Consider the following 21,732-nt stretch of genomic DNA (forward strand, 5'->3'; position numbering starts at 1 on the left):
CGTTTCTCTGGAGGACCCTGCATGACCGCACGTCTGGAGCAGTTGCGGCGCTGCCATTTCGCCGTCGACCTGGGGGCGGCCCGGACCCGTGTCTACGTCAGGGGCGTCGGCCTCGTCGTCGACCAGCCGTCCGTCGCCGCCGTGAACACCCGTAGCGGTGCCCTCATCGCCGTGGGTGACTTCGCCGAGCGGATGCGGGGCCGTACCCCGGCGCACATCCGTGTGGTGCGCCCGGTGTCCGGCGGCACCGTCGTCGACATCGAGATGGCGCAGCGCATGCTCCGGGGCCTGCTCGGCGACAGGCTGCGCCGGGCCCTGCGCCGCAAGCCCTTCCTGCGGGCGGCTGCCTGCACCCCGCACGAGGCCGACCCGCTGGCCCGGCGGGCGGCCGTAGAGACGCTCGTCGGGCTCGGCGCCCGGCGCGTGGAGCTCGTCGACACGCTCATCGCCGCCGCCGTGGGGTGCGGGCTGCCCGTGCAGCAGCCCGAGGCCACCATGATCATGGCCTGCGGGACCGCGACCACCCAGGTGGCCGTGCTCTCGCTCGGCTCGACCGTGAGTTCCGAGCGCATTCCCGTCGGCGGCGACGCCGTCGACCACGCGATCGTCCAGCACCTGCGCCACCAGCACGAGTTGATGCTTCCCAGCCAGTCCGTACGCCCCCTGCACATCGCCCTCTCCGACATAGGGCTCACCGCCCAGGGTCCGAAGTCCACCGTGATCCGGGGGCGGGACGTGGTCACCGGTCTCGTCCGTTCGGTGCAGGTCGACACCGCCGCCGTGCGTGAGGCGATCGAGACCCCGCTGACCGCCGTGGTCGACGTCATCGGCCGGGTGCTGCGGGAGTGCCCGCCCGATCTGGTCGCCGACCTCGCCGACCGCGGGATCATGCTGGTGGGCGGCAGCGCGCTGCTGCCGGGCCTGGACGAGATGGTGCGGCAGGCCACCGGCATGCCGGTGCACATCGCCGAACGGCCCGACGTGTGTGCCGTCCAGGGCCTGGGCTACATGCTGGAGGGCAGGATCGAGCCCCTGGTGCTCGGCCCGACCGTCATGTGAGCCCGGACCGACGCCGAGGAGGTCACCTCAACACCGCGATGTCCCGGGTCAGTTGTCGTGCGATCGTGGCCGCCTCCGCCGTGTCCTTGCGGTCCGCCGCCTCCCTGGCCTTCTTCAGGTCGGCCGTGAGAGCTGCCGACCCGGGTGTGTCACCCCGCCGGCGTACGAGTTCGAGGCTGGTCACGTCCCCGGCGACGGAGCCCGCGTCACGAGCCCGTGCGTCGATCCCCAACTGCCGTGCCCACATGTCGAGACGGGCCCGGTCGACGGCCCCGAGCGGCTCGTGGCGCAGCAGCAGATCCGTCGTGTTCTGCTCGGCCCGCAGCGCGGCCGCGCGGTCCTGCGGTGCCTTGCGCCAGGTGCCCAGGTCGCGTGCCATCTGCCGCGCGAGCAGCGCCGGTACGGCCTCGGAGGCGCGGTAGGCGTCCCAGGCCTCGCGCACCGCGCGGACCGTCGCGGGTGCGGGGTCGGCGTGGGCCGTGCGGACCGCCTTGTCGAGCGTGGCCAGCCCGGCCGGGACGGGTGCCCGCTGCGCGTCCGTCGGTACGGCGAGCGACACCGCCTCCAGGTCGCCGCCCGCCGAGCCGGTGGAGAACTCGCCGTACCCGGGGGCGAAGACCTTGTCCTCGGTGGTGCCGTCCATGTGCAGTTCGTGCACGGTGATCGCGTTCCTGATCCTCCCGTACGGCCCGTCGACGGTCTGGCCGACGGCCCGGACCGTGACCTGCTCGAAGACGACGCCGGGGTCGTTCTCGGTGCGGTAGACGTCGCCCTTGTGCGGGTGTGCGGGCATGATCATCGCGCCGGGGGCGTGCCGGTGGCCCGCCTGCCAGGTGCCCTCCGTGTCGGCGACGACGCCGTGGTCGTAGTTGAACACGTTCTCGCCGAGGTACCAGACGGAGCCGTCGTCCGCCTGGGCGTACCAGTCGTCGGCGACCTCTTCGACACGGCCCGCGGAGAAGGCGACGTACTGCGAGGTCACGGCGTGGATGGTGCGGTCGCCCCAGGTGATGGTCCTGGTGCCGGGGAGGAGGGTGACCTCGGTGCGGAAGGGTTTGCCGGACTCCTGGCCGCCGTAGATCGTCTGGGTGACCCGGGAGGTGGGGTGGAGGGGGTTGGTGATGCGGGCGGAGTGGGTGAAGCGCGGTTGCGCGAGGTCGACGCGGTCGCTCTTCGGTGCGAGCGGGAGGCAGGACGCAGCCGTGCGCCCGGTGCTCTCGTCGACGACGTGGACGCAGTCGCCGTGGTGCGCCTGGTTCCCGGAGCACGCGCCGGCCAGCAGCACGGCGGCTCCCAGAACGGGCCAGATGGTCTTGTTCCTCATGCCGGCCAGCGTCCCGCCGCACCGCTGAACGGAGGCTGAACACACCTGACGGAGCGTTCAGTTCCGCTCCCCCGACGGCAGGGTCACCACAAACCGTGCCCCGTCCTCCACCCGGACGCTCCCGCCGTGCGCCGCCGCCACCTCGGCGACGATCGCGAGGCCCAGCCCGGCGCCGCCCGCCTCGCGCGAACGGGACGCGTCGAGCCGTACGAACCGCTCGAAGACCCGGGCCCGGTCGGCGGCCGCAATCCCGGGGCCGTCGTCCTCGACGACCAGCCGCACCCGCCCGTCGCCCGGGTCGGCCAGCGTGAACGCCACGCGCGTGCGTGCGTGACGTGCCGCGTTCTCCCCGAGGTTGCGCACCAGGCGGCGCAGCGCGTCCTCGTCGCCGGACACCCGGGCGGCGCCCACCGCGGTGCCGTCGATGCGCAGACCGGTCGTCGAGCGCAGCCGCCGCAGCTCCTCCAGGACGAGGTCGTCGAGGTCCACGGGCTGTCTGGGGGCGGCCGGTGCGCCCTCGTCGGCGCGGGCGAGCAGCAGCAGGTCGTCGACGAGGCGCTGCATGCGTACGGCCTCCTCGTGCACGGTCCCCGCAAGCGCCTGCGCATCGGCCCGCTCCGGGTGGGCGAGGGCGACCTCGGTGTGCTGGCGGACGGCGGCGACGGGCGAGCGCAGTTCGTGCGAGGCGTCGGAGACGAAGCGGCGCTGGGCCGCCTCCGCGCGGGCCACCCGGCGCAGCGACAGGCCCACGGCGGCCCAGGTCGCGGCGGCCGCGAGCACCAGCAGCACGGGCAGGCCGATGAGCAGCAGCCGGGTGACCGTCGAGGTGGCCTCGGCGACCCCGGCGGGCGCCCGGCCGTCGAGGACGACGAGCTTCCGGTCGCCGTCCCGGGCGCCGACGGCGACGACGAGGAAGGGGTCCTCGTCGAGCGGGGTACGGACGGACGCGCTCGCGCCGGGCTTCAGCCGGGCCAGCGCCGGCCGGCCCGCGACATTGCTGCTGGCGGCCACCACCCCGCCCGCCCCGTCCACGACCTGCAGGAACTCCTCGGCGGGATCGGTCACGGTCGCCGCGGGCACCCCGCGTCCCGCGTCGATCACCCGGGCCACCTGCTGCGCCCGGGCGCGGGCGGCGTCCCGTACGTCGCCCGAGAGTTCGGAGCGCAGCCCGAGGACCAGCGCCGTACCGCCCGCGACCAGGGCGATCGCCACGGCCAGCACGGCGACGAGCGTGGCCCGCACGCGCACGGCCCGCAGCCGCCGCTGCTGCCGCCGCTCACCCGTCATCGGGCACCAGCCGATACCCGTGCCCCCGCATCGTCAGCAGCGACCGCCGCCCGAAGGGCCGGTCGAGCTTGTTGCGCAGCCGTCGTACATACACCTCGACGATGTTCGGATCGCCCTCGAAGTCGTCGCCCCAGACGTGGTCGAGGATGGTCCGCTTGGTCACCGCCTCACCGGCGCGGCGCAGCAGGAACTCCAGCACCGCGAACTCGCGCGCGGTGACCTCGATGCCGCGCCCGGCCCGGCTCACGATGCGAGTCGCGGGGTCGAGCTGCAGATCACCGGCGGCGAGCACGGCGGGCCGCTCCCGTGCCTTGCGGCGCAGCAGCGCCCGCAGCCGGGCGAGGAGCACTCCGTACGAGACCGGTTTGGTCAGATAGTCGTCGGCGCCGGTGTCGAGGCCCTCGATCTCGTCCCACTCGCCCTCCTTGGCGGTGAGCATGAGGATCGGAGTCCAGTCGCCCTCGCCGCGCAGCGCCCGGCAGACCCGGTAGCCGTTGAGGCGCGGCAGCATGATGTCGAGGACGATCGCGTCGTAGGCGTTCTCCCGGGCCAGCCACAGCCCGTCCACGCCGTCGGGCGCGACGTCCACCGCGAAGCCCTCGGCCTCCAGCCCGTCCCTGAGCCCGGCCGCGAACCGCTCCTCGTCCTCGACGACCAGCACGCGCATACGTTCACGCTACGTCGGTCCCGGCCGACCGGTGCGAAGTCCGCTACGGTTCGGCAGCCCCGTAAGGGGCACGGGGCTGTGTCGCGCCGCAGCCGAAATCACCGGGCAAACCAGCACCGCACAGTGGTACCACCCGGCCCGGTGTGCACCCGCACAAGGTCCGCGACGAGATTGACCATGAGAAGCCCACGCCCGCCGCGCTGGTCGCGGGGAACGGGCCGACGCCCGGCCAGCGGGTCACTGAGGTGACCCCGATCCCGCACGTCGCACACCACGTACCCGCCCTCGCCCCACACCCCCAGCGCCCCCGAACCCCCACCGTGCACCACGCTGTTGGTGACCAGCTCGGCGGTGGCCAGCGCCAGGTCCTCGACCCGGTCGTACGGAAGACCGAGGCGCACGCCCTCGTCGACAGCGAGGTGCCGGGCCTCGGAGACCGAGTCGGCGTCGAAACGGAAGGACAGGACGGGCGGCACGTCCGGCACCGGCGGCAGCGGTTCGTTGTAGCGGGCCACGACCTCCGCGGGCGCGTAGGCCCCGCTGTCCTCCTGCCGCCCGGAGTCGGCCCGGACGAGGGTGGGGTGGGTGGCGTAGGCGTCCGCGACGACCCGCGGGTCGAGGTGCCGGATGTCGTACGGGCACAGGATGGTCGCTCTCCGGCCGCGGAAGGCCGCGTTGATCAGTGCCTCGTGCTGGACGCAGGCCGGGTATTCGGCGGGTGTGCGGCCGGCCCAGATCGGCTCGCCGATGATGCTCACGCGGGTGCCGGGCGGCTGGGCGTCGGCGAAGGCGCGCAGCACCGCGGGGATGATCCGGCCGGGGTTGCGCCCGGCCTCCCGCATGTCCAGGAACCGCACGGCCAAGGCGTCGTCGCCCAGCGCCTCCCGGACCAGCCGGAGTCGCTCCGCGGGCACGGCCACGGCGACGGGTTCGCCGGCCGCGAGGGCGTCCCGGACGAAGGGGACGGTGCCCGCGAGGTACTCGCGCTCGTCGCCGTAGAGGAGCGCGGGGTGCACGAAGGGGGCGAGACCGGCGCCGTCGTCGGGGGTCACTGCCGACCACTCCCGTCGACGTGCATGCTCACCACCGCCTCTCCTGCCCCACCGGCTCCCTCTACGTCAGCCCGCGTACCCGGATGGACGGCTGTCACTCCCCCGAAGCCTGGTGAGTCCGCGTGCGGTGTCAGTACGGCAGGATCCGCCCCGAAGGCGTCCTGCGGTCGATGGTGGTGTCGCGGGGCGTGGCGGGCCTGCGGTTGACACGGACGCGGGTCTGACGGTTCATGACGCCCTCCTCGGACCGGCTGGCTGACGTGAACCAGCCTGGTCCGCGCGCCATTTCGGCACATCGTGCCCACGGAGGCACCTGCCATGCCTCCGCAGCACGACTCGGGGCAGAATCCACTACTTCCCCGGGAGGAGGATGACCCTTAGAAACCCATTAGCCCCCTATGTGCGAGCTGGTTTGAACCAGTCGGGGTCGGCCCAGCGTTCGCGTCCGGCCAGGTCCGGTCGGTAGCCGGGGTCGCGTTCCCGGCGCAGCCGGACGCTCCAGTGGAGTACCGCCTCGGGAGGTACGGGACGCGCCCGTCTGCCCACGAGGATCCACGCCGCGCCGTTGTGGTGGACGGGGGCGTCGGCGAAGACCTCGGTCACCGCGGTCACCGCACCGTAGGCGCCCGGCCGGAAGTCCAGGTCGTCGCAGACACCGTCGGTGATCCACTTGAGGGGGATGGTGGAGAGCAGGGGTGCGTCCGGGGCATGGTCGAACGTGCCGCCGACGTCGCAGTGCACCCCGGCGAACCACACCTCCTCGGCCGTGCTCGTGTCCGTGTCGGGGCCGGGGCTGCGCGGCTTGACGAGGAACTCCCGGTACGGGCGCCGCCTCTCGTCGAGGGACACGGCGTGCCGGATGCGGGCGGCGTTGGGCAGGGAGTGGGTGTACGGCCAGCGCAGGTTGCCGAGGCGGAGGAGACCGGCCGCCTTCACGGTGTCCCAGACGCCCAGGTAGGCCACCGGCAGGGCGTGGTGCGAGACCTGCCGGGGATCGTTGCGCTTCACCTGCTCCCACAGCGGCTCGCGGTCGGTGCGCAGGCAGAAGGCGTGCGAGAAGCGGGCGACCTCCTGCTCGCTCTTCTCGATGTCCTGGTTGAAGGCGTACTTCGCCACCGCATACGGCACGAGGTTCTCCGCACCGGGCCGCATCAGCCCTGGCTTGTTGAGCATCCCGACCAGCGCACGGGCCGTGTAGGCGCCGCGGCTGAACCCGAGGACGTACACCGCGTCCCCCGGCTGCCAGTGCTGCATGAGGTACGTGTACGCCTCGGTGAGGTTGGCCTTCAGCCCCGTTCCGAAGGCGAGGCCGCCGAGCCGGGAGAGCCCGCGGCCCAGCGGCCCGCGCGCGGTGGCCGACGACATGGTGCCGACCCCGGGGTCGTAGTAGAGCAGCTGCCTCGACGGGTCGGCCGTCTCCAGCATCTCGTAGAACCTGACCACGTTCGTGGGGTTGCGTGCGCCGACCTGGTTGCCCGAGCCGTCCAGGCAGACGACGATCCTGCGCGGCATGACCACGGCCCGCCTAACCGGCCCGGCGGGTGCCGCCGCGCGCCCCGCGGGAACGCGGCCGGGTGGCGGCGGTGCGCGCCCCGGGCGTGATCTGCTGCTGGAACGCCTCCAGCGCCATCGGGCTGTCCGCCGGGAGCACGGCCATGACACGGCGCCGCTGCGCCTTGGCCACGACGTCCCCGGCCGGAGTGCCGTGCCGGGCGTGGACGATGCGCAGACGTCCGTCGCCGGAGCCGCGGGCGGCCACGGGGGCGACGCCGGCGTGGGTGCCGTCGGGCAGCGTCACCCACAGGTTGAAGTCGTCGTACCGGATGTAGTCGGCGCCCTTGATGGGCCAGGGGTAGTGGTGCTCCCCGGCCGCCTTCGGCAGGATCCCCTGGTGGTTCCCGCGGGTCAGCGGCACGCAGGCGTTGAACAGCGAGTCGGTCCAGGCCGCGACGCCCTCGGCGTCCGTGATCGGGGTCTGAAGCAGCTTGCGGGCCCGCTTGTAGCCGAGGGCCTCCAGCGCCGGAAGGGTCTGCGGGAAGGCGGCGACGAGGTCGGCGGCCTCCTGCCGCAGCCGGTCGACCTTCGCGGGGTCGGCACAGAACTGCATGCTCCACTCGATGCCGACCCGGGCCCGGAACATCCGCCAGCCCGCGTCCGTCTTCACCCAGAGACTGCCGCCGTGGTGCATCTCGTAAGGCCCCGGCCCATACGGCCGATCGGTCTTCCCCAGCTCTTGAAGGATCTTGTTCACGGCCGTCTTCGCGGCGCGGAACTCCGCGGACTCGGTGCGTTCCTGGTGCTTGACGAGCTGTATCTCCCAGGGGTGGTCCTCCGGTTCCGTCTTGCCGAAGGTGAGGGAGGGAGGGGTCTTCGTCGCCGTCGCGGATCGGTCGTTGGCCATGGCGGCCTCCTTCTGTCGACCTGTCGACACTCCTCTTCTCATCGTCCTCCCAGGGCTCACTTCTCGCTCTGCGTAACACCTGGACCGTTCAACGACATAACGGCCGACCGTTCAACGATCGTTGTGGAGCGATGAACGATCGTTGAGAGCCGCGGGTGCGGGCGGCACCGCCCCGGCCGACAACGTCTGGTGGAGTTCTTCGGCGTCGGGGGAGGCGAGGCGTTCTTCACTGCACCCGCCACCGAGTCCCTCGACCGCTTACTGCAGTCCGTCCTGCGGGCGTTGGAGGCAACGGCCGAACAGCGGGATCCCCGCCCTGCCCGCCGACCTGGTGGTCGACGCTCCGGCCGCGGCTCGCACGCCCCGCGCCGGCTGACCGACCTCGGTCTGCCGCAGGTCACGAGCGCGAGGTGAACGCCGCGAAGGCGCCGGGCCGGGGCGGCATCATCGTGCCCATCGAGGGCGGCCGCCGGATCGTCACGCTCCCGGGCACCCGGGGCGGCGAACCGGGCCCCGCCCCCGACACCTTCACGGACTTCACCGCCGCCGCCACTACGAGAAGTGGTGGCACTGGCCGGACGGCTTCACGGTCCTCGGCGACGCGATCGCCGGCTCCGACCCGGTCTACGGCCATGGCCTCACCGCCGCCTCCAGCACGCCGCGGCCCGGGACCTCGCCGTGGGGCGGGACGCGTTCCACCCCGGTGCGACGGACACTCCCCCGACCGCCGTGGAACGCCTCCTCGCCCGCTTCATCGACCGCGCGGTAGCGGCAGGGCCCCGCAACCCCCGGTCGACATCCCACCCTGACCGAGCCGGACCGCACGACGGCCGCCCCGTACTGACCGAACGGACCGGCTCGCGGCGTCCGCGGCGCACACTGGAGCCATGCGCATACGCACACCCCCGGGCCCCGTCCGGTGGCCCCGCGCCGCACGGACGCTCGCCCGCCTCCACCACCGCCCGGCCCCCGCCCGTCCTTCACACCGGGCCCAGTTGCTCGCCCTGGTCGCCGTCCTGGACGAGGCGGTGGCCGCCCAGACACCGGCCGACGCGGCAGCGGCGGCCTGCGGCGAACCGGGTCCCGTTTCCTGCCGGACGGCCCGCATGTGCAGCCGCCAGAGCAGCACCCTGCACCGGCTGCGCACCCGCCTGCAGGACCTGGAACTCACCGAGCCGGACCTGCAGCGGGCACAGGCCCACGCCGCACGGCTCCTCGCCTTCGACCTCTGGATGCTGCGCGAGTCCCTCGACCTGGCCTTCACGCTCCGCCCCGACCCCCGCACCGAGGCCACCCGGCTGCGCCTCAACGGCCTGGGCCGCCACGCCGACGACCTGCGCCGCCTGCGCGACGGGCTGCGCGAGGAAGCGGGCTGAGAACCGCCCTACCCGAGGACCGACGAGGTGGCCGAGGGGGGATCGGTCGGCCTGGGCGAGGTCGCCTCGCCGGAGTCGGCCTGGAGCATGAGAACGACCGCTATGACCGCCATGGTCACGGCCGTCAGCGTGACCAGCCACCACATCCTGATCGGTTTCGCATGCCCGCCCATGACGCCCTCCCTTGGGCGCGAGCCTACGCGCAACGGCGACGCCGAGGCCCCCCTTCACAGCACCCCGACAAGCACAACACCGCAGCAACGCACCAGCGTTGGCGGGAACGGCCGGACAGCGGTCCGTGGATCAGAACGTCACAGCGGGTCAGAACGTTTCTTCTGGCCCGCGAAGGGTGGGGCGGGTGGGACTCGAACCCACAGCCGACGGATTATGAGTCCTTCGAGGATCTTGGCGCCCCTTGTCGATCCCTGCTCATCTTGGCCGTTCTCCCAGGTCAGATGCGGTTTGGCGCCTCAGCCCTTCCCGGCCCTTGTCAGTCTTTTCCGATCCTTGTGTCCAACCTGTGTCCGGAACGCGCCCTGGAACGACAAGCCCAACCAGCTTCCGAGGGGCTCGGCGGACCTCTGAAGCCGAAGCCCTGCCGGTCCTGCCGTAATCGGCTAGAGCCGGGCACCGATTCCGGTCAGCGCCCGGACTTCCATCTCCGCATGCTTGTCCGGATCTGCTGAACGCCTGCTGAACACGGTGCCGAAGTATCCGCACAGGAACGAGAGCGGAATCGACACCAGGCCGGGATTCATGAGCGGGAACCAGTGGAAGTCGACGCTCGTGATGATCGACGTGCGGGTACCCGAGACCGCCGGTGAGGAGATGATGAGCACGAGGCAGGACACCAGACCCCCGTAAATGCTCCACAGCGTCCCTGAAGTGTTGAAGCGTTTCCAGTACAGCGTGTAGAGCATCGTTGGCAGATTGGCCGACGCTGCGAGCGCCAGGGCCAGCGACACGAGGAAGGCGACGTTCTGACCGTCGGCCACGATGCCGCCGATGATGGCCAGGAAACCGACCACGATCGCTGTCAGTCGGGCCACCCGTATCTCGGACCGGGGATCGGCCTTACCGCGCCGCACCACGTTGGCGTACACGTCATGGGCGAACGAAGCCGAAGCGGCCAGGGTCAGACCGGCCACGACCGCCAGGATCGTCGCAAAGGCCACGGCGGAGACGATTCCCAGGAGCACAACTCCACCGATACGGAAGGCAAGCAGAGGTGCTGCGGAGTTCTCCCCGCCCGGGGCGTGAACAATCGCGTCGGAACCGACCAGGGCTGTGGCACCGTAACCGACGACCAGGATTCCCAGGTAGAACGTGAACATCGACCAGGAGCACCACACCACCGACCTGCGCGCCTCCTTGGCATTGGGCACGGTGTAGAAGCGCATCAGCACGTGCGGCAGGCTGGAGATGCCGAGGACCAGCGCCAAAGCCAGAGAGACGAAGTCGAGTTGACTCGTCGCACTGTGGCCGTACGCACTGCCTGGCTCGAGTAGTCGCTCGCCCAACGGGCTGTGCTGTGTGGCCTGTTGAAGGAGTGCCGAGAAGCTGAATCCGAACTTGCCGATGATGAAAACGCTCATGAAGGTCACGCAGACCAGGAGCAGGCCGGCTTTGATGATCTGCACCCAAGTCGTGCCCTTCATCCCGCCCACCAGCACATACAGGAGCATGACAACGCCCACGCCGGTGATCAGGAGTGCTTGCCCGCCCCTTGTGTGCACACCCAGCAGCAAGGCGATCAGCCCGCCCGCGCCGGCCATCTGGGCCAGCATGTAGAAGAACGTGATCACCAGGGTGGCGTTGGCCGCCGCCGCCCGCACCGGCCGCTGCCTCATACGGAAGGCCATCACGTCGCCCACGGTGAATCGCCCGGTGTTGCGCAGTCTCTCACCAATGAGCAGGAGGGCGACCAGCCAGGCGACGAGCCATCCGACGGAATAGAGGAAGCCGTCATATCCATGGACGGCGATCGCCCCGGAGATTCCCAGGAAGGAAGCGGCGGAGAGGAAGTCGCCGGACATCGCGATGCCGTTCTGCACGCCGGTGAAGGCGCTGCCCGCGGCGTAGTAGTCGGATGCCGTCTGGTTTCTGTTGGTGGCCTTGTAGACGATGAGCAGAGTGACGACGACGAATATGAGGAACACGCTCAGATTGAGCACGGGGCTACCCGTCGTGCTCGCGGCGATCTGCGATGTCATTCCTTGTCGACTCCTGCCAGTTCGTGGATCCTGTCCACTTCCGGATCAATCTTCTTCCCGGCGAAACGCCGGTACGTCAGGACGATCACGATCGTGGACGCGAACTGCATCAGACCGAGGATGGTGCCCGTGTTGATTTCGCCCGCCACCTTGTGGCTCATGAACCCGTGGGCGTAGGCGGAAAGCAGTGTGAACGTCATGTACCAGACGAAGAAGAGCGCGCTCATCGGGAAGACGAACAGCCGAAGCCGTCTGCGCAGCCGCAAGAACTCCTCGCTCTGCTGAATCGCGCGGTAGTCGGGCTCACCTTCGTGACGAGGGTCGATGAATTTCCGTCCGGCCGGCCGCTCGGACTCTTCGAAGGAGGGCGAGCCCACCGGTCTGGTCACGTTCCTCTTCCTGGGGATGCGGGCAGGGGGTCGCTGGGGCGCCCTGCGGTGCGAGCGATGGGAAGGAGCAAGCCGTAGCCCCTGAGCGTGCAGAGTGTAGTGAGGTGCCGCACACCGTCAAACAACGCCCCCCGACGCACGCAGTGGGCACCGAATTCCGCATGGTTGCCTTGGTGTATCACTGGGAGCCACTTGACCACTCACCACCCCGAGCGTTTGAGCCTTGAAGGTGACTTGGTCTCCTGATTACCTGTCATTTACTGAACCGAACTATGGTGCACGGCGTCGCCGACCGGCCCACCGAACATGGAGAACGTGTGAGTAACGGGGCTGGTCCGTCGACGCCCGGAGCGAGGGGGCCCTATTGTTGCCGTTCACCTGGCTGCCCTAAACTCCCCTGAGCTCCACAGCACTTGGCAGGTGGGCACTTGGCGTGCGGGGCCGGATCGCATCCGAGAACCGAGAAATGGAACAATCAATGGGTTTCCTTGAGCGCACCCGCGACGTCTCAGGGTCGGCTGGGAGCCTTTGCCTGAAGCCTCCCTTAGCTGTTCAGATGCAATTCTCCAGCGGCCGGAGCGTATGCCCGATCCTGGGCTCGCGCGCAGTGGCGTGACCGCGCTGTAGTTGCGCCCAATCTCCGGCACCTCTCTTGGCTGCCGGGTGTTCCCCATCCTGCTCAGGTGAAGACCCATGAGAAAGCGGCATCGTGATAGGTCCCTGTGAGCAAGCCCTTCCGAGTAAGGAGCTCGTCTCATGACTGCGGCGAGGCATGCGGCCGCGCGCGCAGTCCGGCCACCGTGGTGGGCCCCGGTCGTGCGGTGGCGGAACTGGCCCCTGCTGGTAAAGCTGGCGTCGGTGCTGGTCGTGCCCGCCCTGCTGGCCGTCGGCCTGGGGGTCGTACAGATCCATGACGACGTCACACACGCCAACTCCTACGCCGGCATGCAACGGCTGGTCAGGATGCGCGGTGAGCTGCGGACTTTGCTGGAAGCCCTGCAGATGGAACGCACGATGTCCGTCGAACGGCTGAGTGGCGACACTGTGGTTGATCCCTCCGATCTACGACAGCAGAAGCGGGGCGTCGACAGCGCCCGGGCCGCCATCGCCGGCACCAGGGAACAGGGAGTCTCCCTTACGGGCGTTGCGGCGAATCGCTATCGCGACGCCGTCAGCCTCCTGGCCCACCTGCCCGCCCTGCGCGCACAGGTTGCATCCGGCAGCATCAATTCCTGGACCGCGCTGGGCGACTACGGCACGATCGTCACGGGACTGCTTACTCTGGACCAAGCACTCGTCAGCGGGTTCGGCACCCCTCAACTCACCAGGCCGGCAACCGCGTTGTACGACCTGGAGGCGGTCGAGGAGCAGATCCACCTCGAGCACGCGATTCTGCTGCAGGCAGCCCACCGGGGCCATCCGATGACCCCGAGGCTCTTCAAGGCGCTGCAGGAGGCGGACGTACGCCTGCAGGACAGGCTCAGCGGCTTCCGGGCCGTGGCCACCCCCGCGGAGCAGAGGGATTATCAGCGGACGGTCACCGGCCCGGCCGTCAGTCGACGTGCACACGTGGTGAGCGCCGTGCTGGCCGGTTCGCTCGGCTCGGACGCACAGCGGAACGCCACCACGTCGCTGCCCGTCTCCGTCGACAGCTGGAACGGCGACTCGGAGACCACCGGAACGCTCGTCGACAAGGCGACTGACGGCTACCTCCACACGTTGCGCACCACTGCGGCCAGGCTGCAGGACGAGACGAGCAACCAGGCAGGCGTGGCGTCCGTCATCCTCTTCGGCGTGCTCCTGCTCGCCCTTGCCATCGGCCTCGCGATCGGCCGGCATCTCCTGCGGTCGCTGACCGTCCTGCGCTCGACGGCACTCGATGTGGCCGAGCACCGGCTGCCCGCCGCGGTCGAGAGCATGCGCGAGGGGCGGAAGGCGAACACCGTGGTCGACGTCGTGCCGGTCCACACCACGGAGGAGTTCGGCCAGCTCGCCAGGGCCTTCGACACGGTGCACGCCCAGGCCGTACGCCTGGCAGCGGAGCAGGCCGCGCTGCGCGGTGACCTCAGGAACACTCTGGTCAACCTCTCCAGGCGGAGCCAGAGCCTGGTGGACCGTCTGCTGCTGTTGATGGAACAGCTCGAGCGGCACGAAGAGGACCCGGAGCAACTGGCCAGCCTCTTCACGCTCGATCACCTGGCGACGCGTATGCGGCGCAACAACGAGAACATGATGATCCTGTGCGGCAGCACTCTGGTGCGCTCGTCCCACAGTGCGGCACTGGACACCGTGCTGAGGGGTGCCGTCTCCGAGATCGAGCACTACCAGCGCGTGCTCGTTCAGCCCAGCCCTCCCGTCGCGGTGATCGGGTACGCAGCGGGTGACGTGGGGCGGCTTGTCGCCGAACTGCTCGACAACGCCACCGCGTTCTCCCCGCCGCGCACCCAGGTGGTCATCGGCGGTGCCCGGTACCCCGACGGCTCGCTGCTGATCGAGATCCAGGACGAGGGAATCGGGATGAGCGAGAGCGACCTGGCCATGGCCAACCGGCGCGTGGCGACGGACGCCGCCACGGATGCGCCGGCGTCCCGGCAGCTGGGACTGTTCGTGGTCGGTCGCTTGGCCGGTCGGCACGGCATCGCCGTCAACCTGAGCTCACAGCCGGGCGGGAGGGGATTGCGGGCCCGTGTTCTGATACCGGCCAAGCTGGTCACGGCGCAAACGCCGTCCCGCGCCGACCGGCCGGGCACGATGGCCGAACGCCCTGCTGCCGCGCTTCCGACGCGGACGCCCGCCGGCCTGGCGAACGCCGGTCGGACGGACGGCGGTGACGCGGCATCGCGCCCGCCGCAGCGGTCGTTCGCGTCCGTTACGACAGGGCCCGTCCCGGCCGGCAAGAAGGCACCACCGGAGCCCGACGGCCCGTCGTGGTTCGCCCTCGCCGCATCGGCAACGGCAGCCCCCGGCGCCGGGAACAGCGTGGACACGCCCGTGCCGCGCCCTGCGGCGGAGGAGCCCGCGCCTGTCCCGCCGTCCTCGGCCAAGCCACCCGGAGCCCTGGATCCGACGGGCCGACCGGCGCCCACACCTGCTGTCCGACGCCCGGCCGGGCGCGGTGGGGAGAAGCCAGACCAGTCGGGCGACCTCACCCAGGCCGGTTTGCCCAAAAGGGTTCCCCTTACCCGATCCGCCCCGACCCGAGCTGAGCGGCCTGCCACCGGGGACGGGGCAACCGTGAACCCGAACGCCAGCCGCGCCCACAGCTTCCTCAGTAGCTATCAGTCGGGCATCCGTCGGGCGCAGCCCGATCAGACGCACAATCCATCGGCGACGGGCAGGAAGAACCCATGACATCACCCCACTCCCCGGAGGTGAGCCAGTTCGGATGGCTGGTCACCAACTTCACGGAGCGAGTTCCCAATGTGGCGCACGCCGTTGTGATCTCAGCCGACGGACTGCTGCTCACCGCGTCGGACCAGCTGTCGGACGATCGCGCCGAGCAGCTCTCCACCATCGCGGCGGGTGCCATCAGCCTGGTCCAGGCTGCCGCCCACTGCATGGACACCGGGAACGCGCTGCGCACGGTGATCCAGATGGAGAACGGCAACATGCTGATGATGTCGGTCCGAGACGGCTCGTGTCTGGTTGCCCTGGCAGCTCCGGACTGCGAAATCGGCCAGATCGCCTATGAGATGACCGTACTCGTCGACCAGGTCGGCGAGATGCTGACCCCGGAACTCCGTACCGAGTTGCAGCAGTTCCACCAGGCTGCGGCCCGATAGCCCGGACGAGGAGAACATGAGCACCGGTGAAGGCCCGTCCGGCCCTCGAAGAGATCAGGAAGCGGAGGACGATCAGACCTTCGCCGACGTGCTCAACGCGTTCAGTTTCGGCAGCGGACGACGGAGGCGGAAGACCTCCGGTACTCCTGGCACGCCGCAGGCCATGCCGTCCGACGAGAACAAGGCCTCGTGGCCGCCTGCCGACGAGTCGTACGGACCTTCCCAGGTGGACCACCAGCCGGCCACCTGGGAACCCGGCAACGTGGAGCCAGGAGCACCAGCCGCATTCGTCCGCGCCTACGCATGGACGGGCGGCCGGACCAGGTCGCACCACCACTTCGAGATCGAGACCCTGGTCACTGCAGCTGATCCCATCGGCGTTCCCGGCGCTGCCACGCAGTGGGATCGTGCGGTGCTCGACCTGTGCCGGGAACCGATGTCGGTGGCCGAGGTGGCGGCGCTCGTGGCGGTGCCGCTGGGCGTGGCCAAGGTCCTCCTCGGTGACATGGCGGACCGCGGGATGATCGTCGTCCACGAGGCGGCGACCGATGCCGGCGATGCCCCGACCCAAGCACTGATGGAAAGAGTTCTGATCGGACTGCGCCGGCTCTGACGGGCCGGTGTGGATCACGCGGACCCAACAGCCGTACGCCACTGAGATTGCGGGACACCCACGGTCTGCCGTCCACCCCTCGCCTGCCTCCGTCTCGCAGAGCAGTGTCGACAGGATGGCCAGGTGGCCTGCCGGTGCCCACTCGGTCATCGCCAGACGCGCTCTCAACAGGTACCTGCGCCACTGAACACCAGGTGCACTCTCGGTCCGGAGATACCACCGCCTGGACACGGACGCGCCGCCCCGGCCCCTGTACGGCCCCTGGGTCTTGGCACCGGCCCTCAGTCGTCGCCCCGCTGCTGGTTCCCGCCTCGGAGCCGGACGGGCTCGCGGTGGCCGTGGCCGACGGGGACGCGGAGGCTCTGGGCGATGGGCTGGACGTCGCCGAGCCGGTGGCCTTCACCACGATCGCCGCGGTGTCGTTCGACGCGTCGTCGTCACGATCGGGGTACTTGGGGTTCTCCACCACCCGCACGCCGCCCCGCGCGCCGGGGACGACCCGGTCGATCCGCACACAGCGCAGGCACTCTTCGTACCTGAAGCTTGCCCGGCTGGCCCTCGCAGGGTCGTGCGCACCCGGTATCCGGCTCCTCGGCGGACGACGCAGCGCGGTCAGGCTTCCGCGGACCACCCGGCCCTCCCGGGCGGCGTCGATACCGCCGTGCCGACGCCCCTTCGCGGCAGACTTGATAATCGCTTATCGAAAACGTACTGTCGAAAACACGTTTTCGATCCATGCTGTCCAGACGGGCGGTCATGGACCGGCAACTTGGACGACGGGAATCACTGATGAGCAAGCAGGCACCGGCATCCAACCGGCGCAAGCGGCTGACGGAGGAGCGCGAGCGCGAGATCCTCGACGTCACCTTCGACCTGGTCGCCGAGGTCGGCTATGAGCAGGCGACCGTGGACGAGGTGGCCAGACGGACGAAAGCGAGCACGGCCACGCTGTACCGGCAATGGGAGAACAAGCCCAAGCTCGTGATCACGGCGATGATGGCGCGCAAGTATCCGCCCCTGCCGCACATCGATGCCGGTAGCCTCCGTGACGACCTGGTGGCGCTGGCCCGTACGATGCCGGCGCCACACCCGGAGGGCGCCCCGGGGCTGGGAATCTGGCAGGCGGTCGTGTCCGACCCCGCCCTCGCCCAGGCCCTGAGGGATGTCCTGTTCGCCCCCTACCTCGACGCGCTGCGCACGATCCTGGCCCGGCACGTCGAGCGGGGAACGATCCGTCCCGACAATCCGGCCCTGGCGCACTCCGAGATGTTCCTGATGGGCAGCGTCTTCGTGGAGAAGCTCTTCACCGGCACCGAGGCGGACGCCGACCAGCTCATCGCGGTCATGGATGCCCTGCTGTTGCCGGCGCTGACCAGCTAGCCGCAGATGACCCGTTCCTCATCCGGCCGGCATCCCCTCGGCCAGCCAGTACGAGGACGAGAAGGCAAAGGAACTTGGCCATGAGCAGCACTTCGACCGATACCGTCCTCGTCACTGGAGGCTCCGGATTCCTGGGCGGCCGTGTGATAGCCCAGGCGCTCGGTAAGGGCTACCAGGTCCGCACCACGGTGCGGACCCTCAGCCGCGAGGCACAGGTTCGCAGGGACTTGGAGTCCATGGGCGTGCACGCGGGTGACCGGCTCACGTTCGTGGAGGCGGACCTCACCGCGGATGGAGGGTGGGCCGAGGCAGTGGCAGACTGCCGCTACGTCCTGCACATCGCCTCCCCTTTCCCAGGCGGCGAGCCCGACCACGAGGACGACCTGATCGTCCCGGCCCGAGAAGGCACGCTGCGCGTGCTGCGTGCCGCCCGCGACGCAGGCGTCGAACGCGTGGTGGCCACCTCCTCGTTCGCCGCCGTCGGCTACGGCAGGGCCGCCACCGAACGGCCCTTCACCGAGAACGACTGGACCGACCTGGACAGCGACCTCCCCGCCTACATCAGGTCCAAGGCGCTGGCCGAACGAGCCGCCTGGGACTTCGTCGAGCGCGAGGGCAACGGCCTCCAGCTCGCCACCGTCGCCCCGGTCGGCATCTTCGGCCCCGTCGTCGGCAGCGACCACTCCTCCTCGATCGACATGATCATCGGCCTGTTCAGCGGCGCCATGCCGGGCGTACCCCGGCTGTACTTCGCCGTCATCGATGTCCGGGACGCCGCCGACCTGCACCTCAAGGCCATGACCGACCCCAGGGCAGTCGGCGAACGCTTCATCGCCGCCGCCGGCGACGCCGTCTCCCTGCACCAGATCGCACTCGCCATCCGCGACCGCCTCGGCGATGCGGCCAGTGCCGTCCCGACCACCGAGCTTCCGGACGAGACGGTGCGCAAGGCCGCCGAGGCCAACCCGGCACTGCAGGGTGTGCTGTCCAACCTCGGCAGGGTCCGCCACGTCAGCAACGACAAGGCCCGTACCGTCCTCGACTGGAACCCCCGCAGCAGCGACGAAGCCGTCGTGGCCACCGCCGAAAGCCTCCTGGAGCTCGGCCTTCTGCCCGCCGCGCAGCCCGCATAGATACAAGCGCGCACGTGTGTGCTCTTGCCTTCTCGACAGAGTCCACGGCAGCCGGCGTGCCGAAGACGGATCCCGGCCGCCGGCCCGCCGTTCACTCGCAAGCGCAGTTCGGGACGGAGCGTGAACGGAGGGCTTGCACAAGCCTGTGCACACCGATGCCGCCCCACCAGCTTTCAACGGCGTTACACGGAACATGGACTTCCCGACGGAGGAAACATGCCAAAAGCGATCACGCTGACCGACATCGGCGGTCCTGACGTCCTGCGATGGACCGATGTCCCGCTTCCCCAGCCGGGCGAGGGGCAGATCAGGGTGAAGGTGAAAGCCGCGGGCGTCGGCCCGACCGACCTCGCCCTGCGGTCGGGCCGCCTCAAGGCCTTTTCGCTACGGCGGAACGCCGTACTCGGCTTCGAGGTAGCGGGCACTGTCGACGCAGTCGGGCCCGGAGTCAACGGAACGCAGATCGGCGAAGAAGTATCGGCACTGCTTTTCGACCTTGGTGGATACGCTGAATATGCGGTTGCCTCGATGTGGGTCGCAAAGCCACCTTCCGTCCCGTGGGCGGCCGCAGCCTCTCTGCCGGCCTCGGCGGAGGCGGCAGCGGGGGTTCTGCGACAGCTGGCGGTGAAGACGGGCGACACACTGCTGGTGCTCGGTGGTGGCGGGGCTGTCGGCTTGATCGCAACCCAGTTGGCTGTCGCTCAGGGCATCAAAGTGGTGAGTGCCGTAGGCGAGCGGGACGACGCACTGGTCACGTCCTTGGGTGCCACGCCCGTACGCTACGGCGCGAAGCTGGTGGACGCGGTCAGGCGTGTCGGGGCTGTCGGCTTCGCGTTCGACGCCTCTGGCAAGGGAATGCTGGCGGACGCGATCGCGTTGACCGGAGCCGCCGACCGGGTGATCACCTTGTCCGACCCCGCTGCGGCGGACTTCGGTGTCGCACTGTCACATCCCAGTCCCCAGCGGGCTCCTCACGCGTTGAAGGACACCATGTCCATGTTGGCGCAGGGGCGGCTCAGACTGCGGGAGTACAGAACCATGCGCATGCAGGACGCCAACGAGGCGCACCGTCTACTCGAAGGCGGTCAGGTGCACGAGCGAGTCGTACTGACCCTCTGATCGCGATTCCACGCATTGCCCCCCGTTTCGCTTCGGATGGTTGAGCTGGGGTGACAGTGGCGGACGGGTGCTGTCGGCCTCTGGTTGTTCAGTGGCCGCAGCCTCGGAAGAAGCGGGACTCACTCTGTTCCACGACGACCGCGACTTCGAAGCCATCGCCCGCCCGACAGGGCAGCCGGTCCGCATGATCGACCTCAGGCAGTAAAGCTCGCGCGGTGCCGACGGGCACCAGGCTTCTGACCGACCCGGGCCGCCCGGCGGTCAGTCCGCTGTGGCCTGGGCCGTCTCCCGACACCCAGGGGCCACCGGGCGACACCGCTTCCGGATCCTCGCGTCCAGCCGACGTCCAGAATGCGACGTCCAGGCGCCCACACAGCCCCCACGACGCCATCCTCCAGCCGCAGGCCGATACGTCTACGCAGGTCGAAACGATCCCAACGCACACTGACGGCTGCAGAGTTGAACTCGCGAGCAGCGGATTCAGCTGGTCAGATCGTTTCTCCTCGCGTAGCGAGTGGTGGGGCGGGTGGGACTCGAACCCACGGCCGACGGATTATGAGTCCTTTGAGGATCATCCGTGATCTTCCGAATCCTGCCGCAGTCTTCCTGTTTCCGCAGGTCAGAGGCCTCGGAGCGGCCGTCCCTGTCCGGCTCGTTCCTGCTCCTTCCTGGTCTTTCCGTCCACTGCGTGTCCACTACGGCCCTGAGCAGCCACTTCCTGACCCGTCCCCGGAGACAGCCGTTTGGAATTTCATGCAGGTCGCTGCCTCGCTCTTGAAGTCGCGAGCAGCGGAGTTCCTTACCGGCGAAAGAGGCTCCTTCACTCCTCGCCCCGGATGGAAGCGCGCGACTTCTTCACAGGTCAGCAGTCGGGACACCAATTGGCGCGTCAGCCCCCGAACTAGCCGTTGCCGGAAGTCGCTGTTCGCAAGGGACAGACGCAGACGCCGAAACGCTCACTCGTCCTCCTCCCGCAGTGGCTCAAGTACCAATATCTCACTCGCCATACCCAAGAAGGCGGTGCTGTTGTACACGACAACCCCGTAGACCGGCAATGGTATGAAGATCACTGCTACGGGACGTGCCGAAACCAGGTCCCACACCCGCATCGTGTTGTCGCGGCTGGTAGTGACGGCGTGGGCGCGTTCGTCGATTTTTGCCACCGCGATCGCGCTCACCGAGCCCGTGTGGCCGGTAAGGGTGGCACGTTCTCTCCCCGCCTCCAGGTCCCACACCCGCACCGACCCGTCGTCGCTGGTGGTGACAGCATGAGGACGGCCCTCGATCCGCACCACCACAACCGAAGTCACCGAGCCCGTGTGGCCGGTAAGGGTGGCACGTTCTCTCCCCGCCTCCAGGTCCCACACCCGCACCGAGCCGTCGTCGCTGGTGGTGACAGCATGAGGACGGCCCTCGATCCGCGCCACGGCGACCGCAGTCACCGGGCCAGTGTGGCCGAGGGTGGCCCGTTCTCTCCTCGCCCACAGGTCCCATACCCGCACCGACTCGTCGTCGCTGATGGTGACGGCATGAGGACGGTCCTCGATCGGCACCACCGCGACCGCAGTCACCGGGCCAGTGTGGCCGAGGGTGGCCCATTCTCTCCCCGCCTGCAGGTCCCACACCCGCACCGACGTGTCGTCGCTGGTGGTGACGGCATGAGGACACCCGTGGATCTGCGCCACCACCACCGAAGTCACCGAGCCCGTGTGGCCGGTGAGGGTGGCACGTTCTATCCCCGCCTGCAGGTCCCACACCCGCACCGACTCGTCGCGGCTGGTGGTGACGGCATGAGGACGCCCCTCTATCTGCGCCACGGCAACCGCAGTCACCGGGCCGATGTGGCCGGTGAGGGTGGCACGTTCTATCCCCGCCTGCAGGTCCCACACCCGCACCGACTCGTCGCGGCTGGTGGTGACGGCATGAGGACGCCCCTC

The 21,732-nt window shown here is 69.7% G+C and carries 17 protein-coding genes and 2 pseudogenes; 9 read left to right on the forward strand and 10 right to left on the reverse strand.

Features of this window, described 5'->3' with window-relative positions; all coding sequences use genetic code 11:
- Positions 1-21 precede the first annotated feature (21 nt).
- Complete coding sequence (mreB, locus tag ACWDAG_RS07230) at positions 22-1,059, forward strand: rod shape-determining protein MreB (protein ID WP_450694596.1); 1,038 nt, start codon at positions 22-24, stop codon at positions 1,057-1,059.
- Positions 1,060-1,081: 22 nt separating this feature from the next.
- Here the strand turns inward: mreB and ACWDAG_RS07235 are convergent, their stop codons facing one another.
- The 6 genes from ACWDAG_RS07235 to ACWDAG_RS07260 all read right to left on the reverse strand — a co-directional run bounded on the left by ACWDAG_RS07235 (position 1,082) and on the right by ACWDAG_RS07260 (position 7,790).
- On the reverse strand, positions 1,082-2,383 hold the full coding sequence (locus tag ACWDAG_RS07235; RefSeq protein ID WP_450694597.1) for a hypothetical protein: 1,302 nt from the start codon (positions 2,381-2,383) through the stop codon (positions 1,082-1,084).
- A gap of 57 nt (positions 2,384-2,440) precedes the next feature.
- The gene (locus tag ACWDAG_RS07240; RefSeq protein WP_450694598.1) at positions 2,441-3,670 is read right to left on the reverse strand and encodes a sensor histidine kinase; all 1,230 of its coding nucleotides are present in this window, start codon (positions 3,668-3,670) and stop codon (positions 2,441-2,443) included.
- Positions 3,660-4,337 carry a response regulator transcription factor gene (locus tag ACWDAG_RS07245; protein ID WP_450694599.1) on the reverse strand — a complete coding sequence of 226 codons (678 nt, stop codon included), beginning with the start codon at positions 4,335-4,337 and terminating at the stop codon, positions 3,660-3,662. The genes ACWDAG_RS07240 and ACWDAG_RS07245 overlap by 11 nt, the downstream gene beginning before the upstream one ends.
- A gap of 98 nt (positions 4,338-4,435) precedes the next feature.
- A complete protein-coding gene (locus ACWDAG_RS07250; RefSeq protein ID WP_450694600.1) occupies positions 4,436-5,389 on the reverse strand; it encodes an anti-sigma factor RsbA family regulatory protein in 954 nt (317 codons plus the stop codon).
- Between the two features lie 396 nt (positions 5,390-5,785).
- Positions 5,786-6,901 (reverse strand): DUF2235 domain-containing protein, encoded by a 1,116-nt coding sequence (locus ACWDAG_RS07255; protein ID WP_450694601.1) that lies wholly within the window; start codon positions 6,899-6,901, stop codon positions 5,786-5,788.
- A 13-nt stretch (positions 6,902-6,914) separates the two neighbouring features.
- Entirely contained in the window at positions 6,915-7,790 is an 876-nt protein-coding gene (locus ACWDAG_RS07260; protein ID WP_450694602.1) for a DUF6424 family protein, read from the reverse strand.
- Between the two features lie 419 nt (positions 7,791-8,209).
- On the opposite strand from ACWDAG_RS07260, the pseudogene ACWDAG_RS07265 reads away from it, so the two are divergent.
- Both ACWDAG_RS07265 and ACWDAG_RS07270 read left to right on the forward strand, forming a co-directional pair.
- A pseudogene (locus ACWDAG_RS07265) lies at positions 8,210-8,585 on the forward strand (pyridine nucleotide-disulfide oxidoreductase); the annotation flags it as partial.
- Between the two features lie 92 nt (positions 8,586-8,677).
- On the forward strand, positions 8,678-9,166 hold the full coding sequence (locus tag ACWDAG_RS07270; RefSeq protein WP_450694603.1) for a hypothetical protein: 489 nt from the start codon (positions 8,678-8,680) through the stop codon (positions 9,164-9,166).
- 8 nt (positions 9,167-9,174) lie between these two features.
- Here ACWDAG_RS07270 and ACWDAG_RS07275 read toward each other — a convergent pair whose 3' ends face one another.
- The 3 genes from ACWDAG_RS07275 to ACWDAG_RS07285 form a co-directional block, all read right to left on the reverse strand.
- Positions 9,175-9,339 (reverse strand): hypothetical protein, encoded by a 165-nt coding sequence (locus tag ACWDAG_RS07275; RefSeq protein ID WP_450694604.1) that lies wholly within the window; start codon positions 9,337-9,339, stop codon positions 9,175-9,177.
- Positions 9,340-9,783: 444 nt separating this feature from the next.
- Positions 9,784-11,379, reverse strand: coding sequence for a solute symporter family protein (locus ACWDAG_RS07280; protein WP_450694605.1), 1,596 nt, complete (start codon positions 11,377-11,379; stop codon positions 9,784-9,786).
- Entirely contained in the window at positions 11,376-11,768 is a 393-nt protein-coding gene (locus ACWDAG_RS07285; protein ID WP_450694606.1) for a DUF485 domain-containing protein, read from the reverse strand. The genes ACWDAG_RS07280 and ACWDAG_RS07285 overlap by 4 nt, the downstream gene beginning before the upstream one ends.
- A gap of 756 nt (positions 11,769-12,524) precedes the next feature.
- On the opposite strand from ACWDAG_RS07285, the gene ACWDAG_RS07290 reads away from it, so the two are divergent.
- From ACWDAG_RS07290 to ACWDAG_RS07315, 6 genes are all read left to right on the forward strand, one after another.
- Complete coding sequence (locus tag ACWDAG_RS07290; RefSeq protein WP_450694607.1) at positions 12,525-15,119, forward strand: nitrate- and nitrite sensing domain-containing protein; 2,595 nt, start codon at positions 12,525-12,527, stop codon at positions 15,117-15,119.
- Positions 15,116-15,550, forward strand: coding sequence for a roadblock/LC7 domain-containing protein (locus ACWDAG_RS07295; RefSeq protein ID WP_450694608.1), 435 nt, complete (start codon positions 15,116-15,118; stop codon positions 15,548-15,550). The genes ACWDAG_RS07290 and ACWDAG_RS07295 overlap by 4 nt, the downstream gene beginning before the upstream one ends.
- Before the next feature lie 16 nt (positions 15,551-15,566).
- Positions 15,567-16,163: a DUF742 domain-containing protein gene (locus tag ACWDAG_RS07300; RefSeq protein WP_450694609.1), complete on the forward strand. Its 597-nt coding sequence runs from the start codon at positions 15,567-15,569 to the stop codon at positions 16,161-16,163.
- A gap of 789 nt (positions 16,164-16,952) precedes the next feature.
- Complete coding sequence (locus tag ACWDAG_RS07305) at positions 16,953-17,543, forward strand: TetR/AcrR family transcriptional regulator (protein ID WP_450694610.1); 591 nt, start codon at positions 16,953-16,955, stop codon at positions 17,541-17,543.
- Positions 17,544-17,623: 80 nt separating this feature from the next.
- Complete coding sequence (locus ACWDAG_RS07310; RefSeq protein WP_450694611.1) at positions 17,624-18,676, forward strand: SDR family oxidoreductase; 1,053 nt, start codon at positions 17,624-17,626, stop codon at positions 18,674-18,676.
- 120 nt (positions 18,677-18,796) lie between these two features.
- Complete coding sequence (locus ACWDAG_RS07315; protein ID WP_450694612.1) at positions 18,797-19,795, forward strand: alcohol dehydrogenase catalytic domain-containing protein; 999 nt, start codon at positions 18,797-18,799, stop codon at positions 19,793-19,795.
- A 956-nt stretch (positions 19,796-20,751) separates the two neighbouring features.
- Here ACWDAG_RS07315 and ACWDAG_RS07320 read toward each other — a convergent pair.
- Positions 20,752-21,732, reverse strand: a pseudogene (locus tag ACWDAG_RS07320) (hypothetical protein); the annotation flags it as partial.

This window comes from Streptomyces sp. NPDC001157 (assembly GCF_053598255.1).

What these genes read in the sequence shown, in the direction of transcription:
- ACWDAG_RS07270 (WP_450694603.1), top strand. Translation starts at nt 8,678, where the DNA reads ATGCGCATACGCACACCCCCGGGCCCCGTCCGGTGGCCCCGCGCCGCA.
- ACWDAG_RS07255 (WP_450694601.1), bottom strand. Translation starts at nt 6,901, where the DNA reads ATGCCGCGCAGGATCGTCGTCTGCCTGGACGGCTCGGGCAACCAGGTC.
- ACWDAG_RS07300 (WP_450694609.1), top strand. Translation starts at nt 15,567, where the DNA reads ATGAGCACCGGTGAAGGCCCGTCCGGCCCTCGAAGAGATCAGGAAGCG.
- ACWDAG_RS07305 (WP_450694610.1), top strand. Translation starts at nt 16,953, where the DNA reads ATGAGCAAGCAGGCACCGGCATCCAACCGGCGCAAGCGGCTGACGGAG.
- ACWDAG_RS07280 (WP_450694605.1), bottom strand. Translation starts at nt 11,379, where the DNA reads ATGACATCGCAGATCGCCGCGAGCACGACGGGTAGCCCCGTGCTCAAT.
- ACWDAG_RS07290 (WP_450694607.1), top strand. Translation starts at nt 12,525, where the DNA reads ATGACTGCGGCGAGGCATGCGGCCGCGCGCGCAGTCCGGCCACCGTGG.
- ACWDAG_RS07310 (WP_450694611.1), top strand. Translation starts at nt 17,624, where the DNA reads ATGAGCAGCACTTCGACCGATACCGTCCTCGTCACTGGAGGCTCCGGA.
- ACWDAG_RS07275 (WP_450694604.1), bottom strand. Translation starts at nt 9,339, where the DNA reads ATGGGCGGGCATGCGAAACCGATCAGGATGTGGTGGCTGGTCACGCTG.
- ACWDAG_RS07245 (WP_450694599.1), bottom strand. Translation starts at nt 4,337, where the DNA reads ATGCGCGTGCTGGTCGTCGAGGACGAGGAGCGGTTCGCGGCCGGGCTC.
- mreB (WP_450694596.1), top strand. Translation starts at nt 22, where the DNA reads ATGACCGCACGTCTGGAGCAGTTGCGGCGCTGCCATTTCGCCGTCGAC.
- ACWDAG_RS07235 (WP_450694597.1), bottom strand. Translation starts at nt 2,383, where the DNA reads ATGAGGAACAAGACCATCTGGCCCGTTCTGGGAGCCGCCGTGCTGCTG.
- ACWDAG_RS07240 (WP_450694598.1), bottom strand. Translation starts at nt 3,670, where the DNA reads ATGACGGGTGAGCGGCGGCAGCAGCGGCGGCTGCGGGCCGTGCGCGTG.
- ACWDAG_RS07260 (WP_450694602.1), bottom strand. Translation starts at nt 7,790, where the DNA reads ATGGCCAACGACCGATCCGCGACGGCGACGAAGACCCCTCCCTCCCTC.
- ACWDAG_RS07295 (WP_450694608.1), top strand. Translation starts at nt 15,116, where the DNA reads ATGACATCACCCCACTCCCCGGAGGTGAGCCAGTTCGGATGGCTGGTC.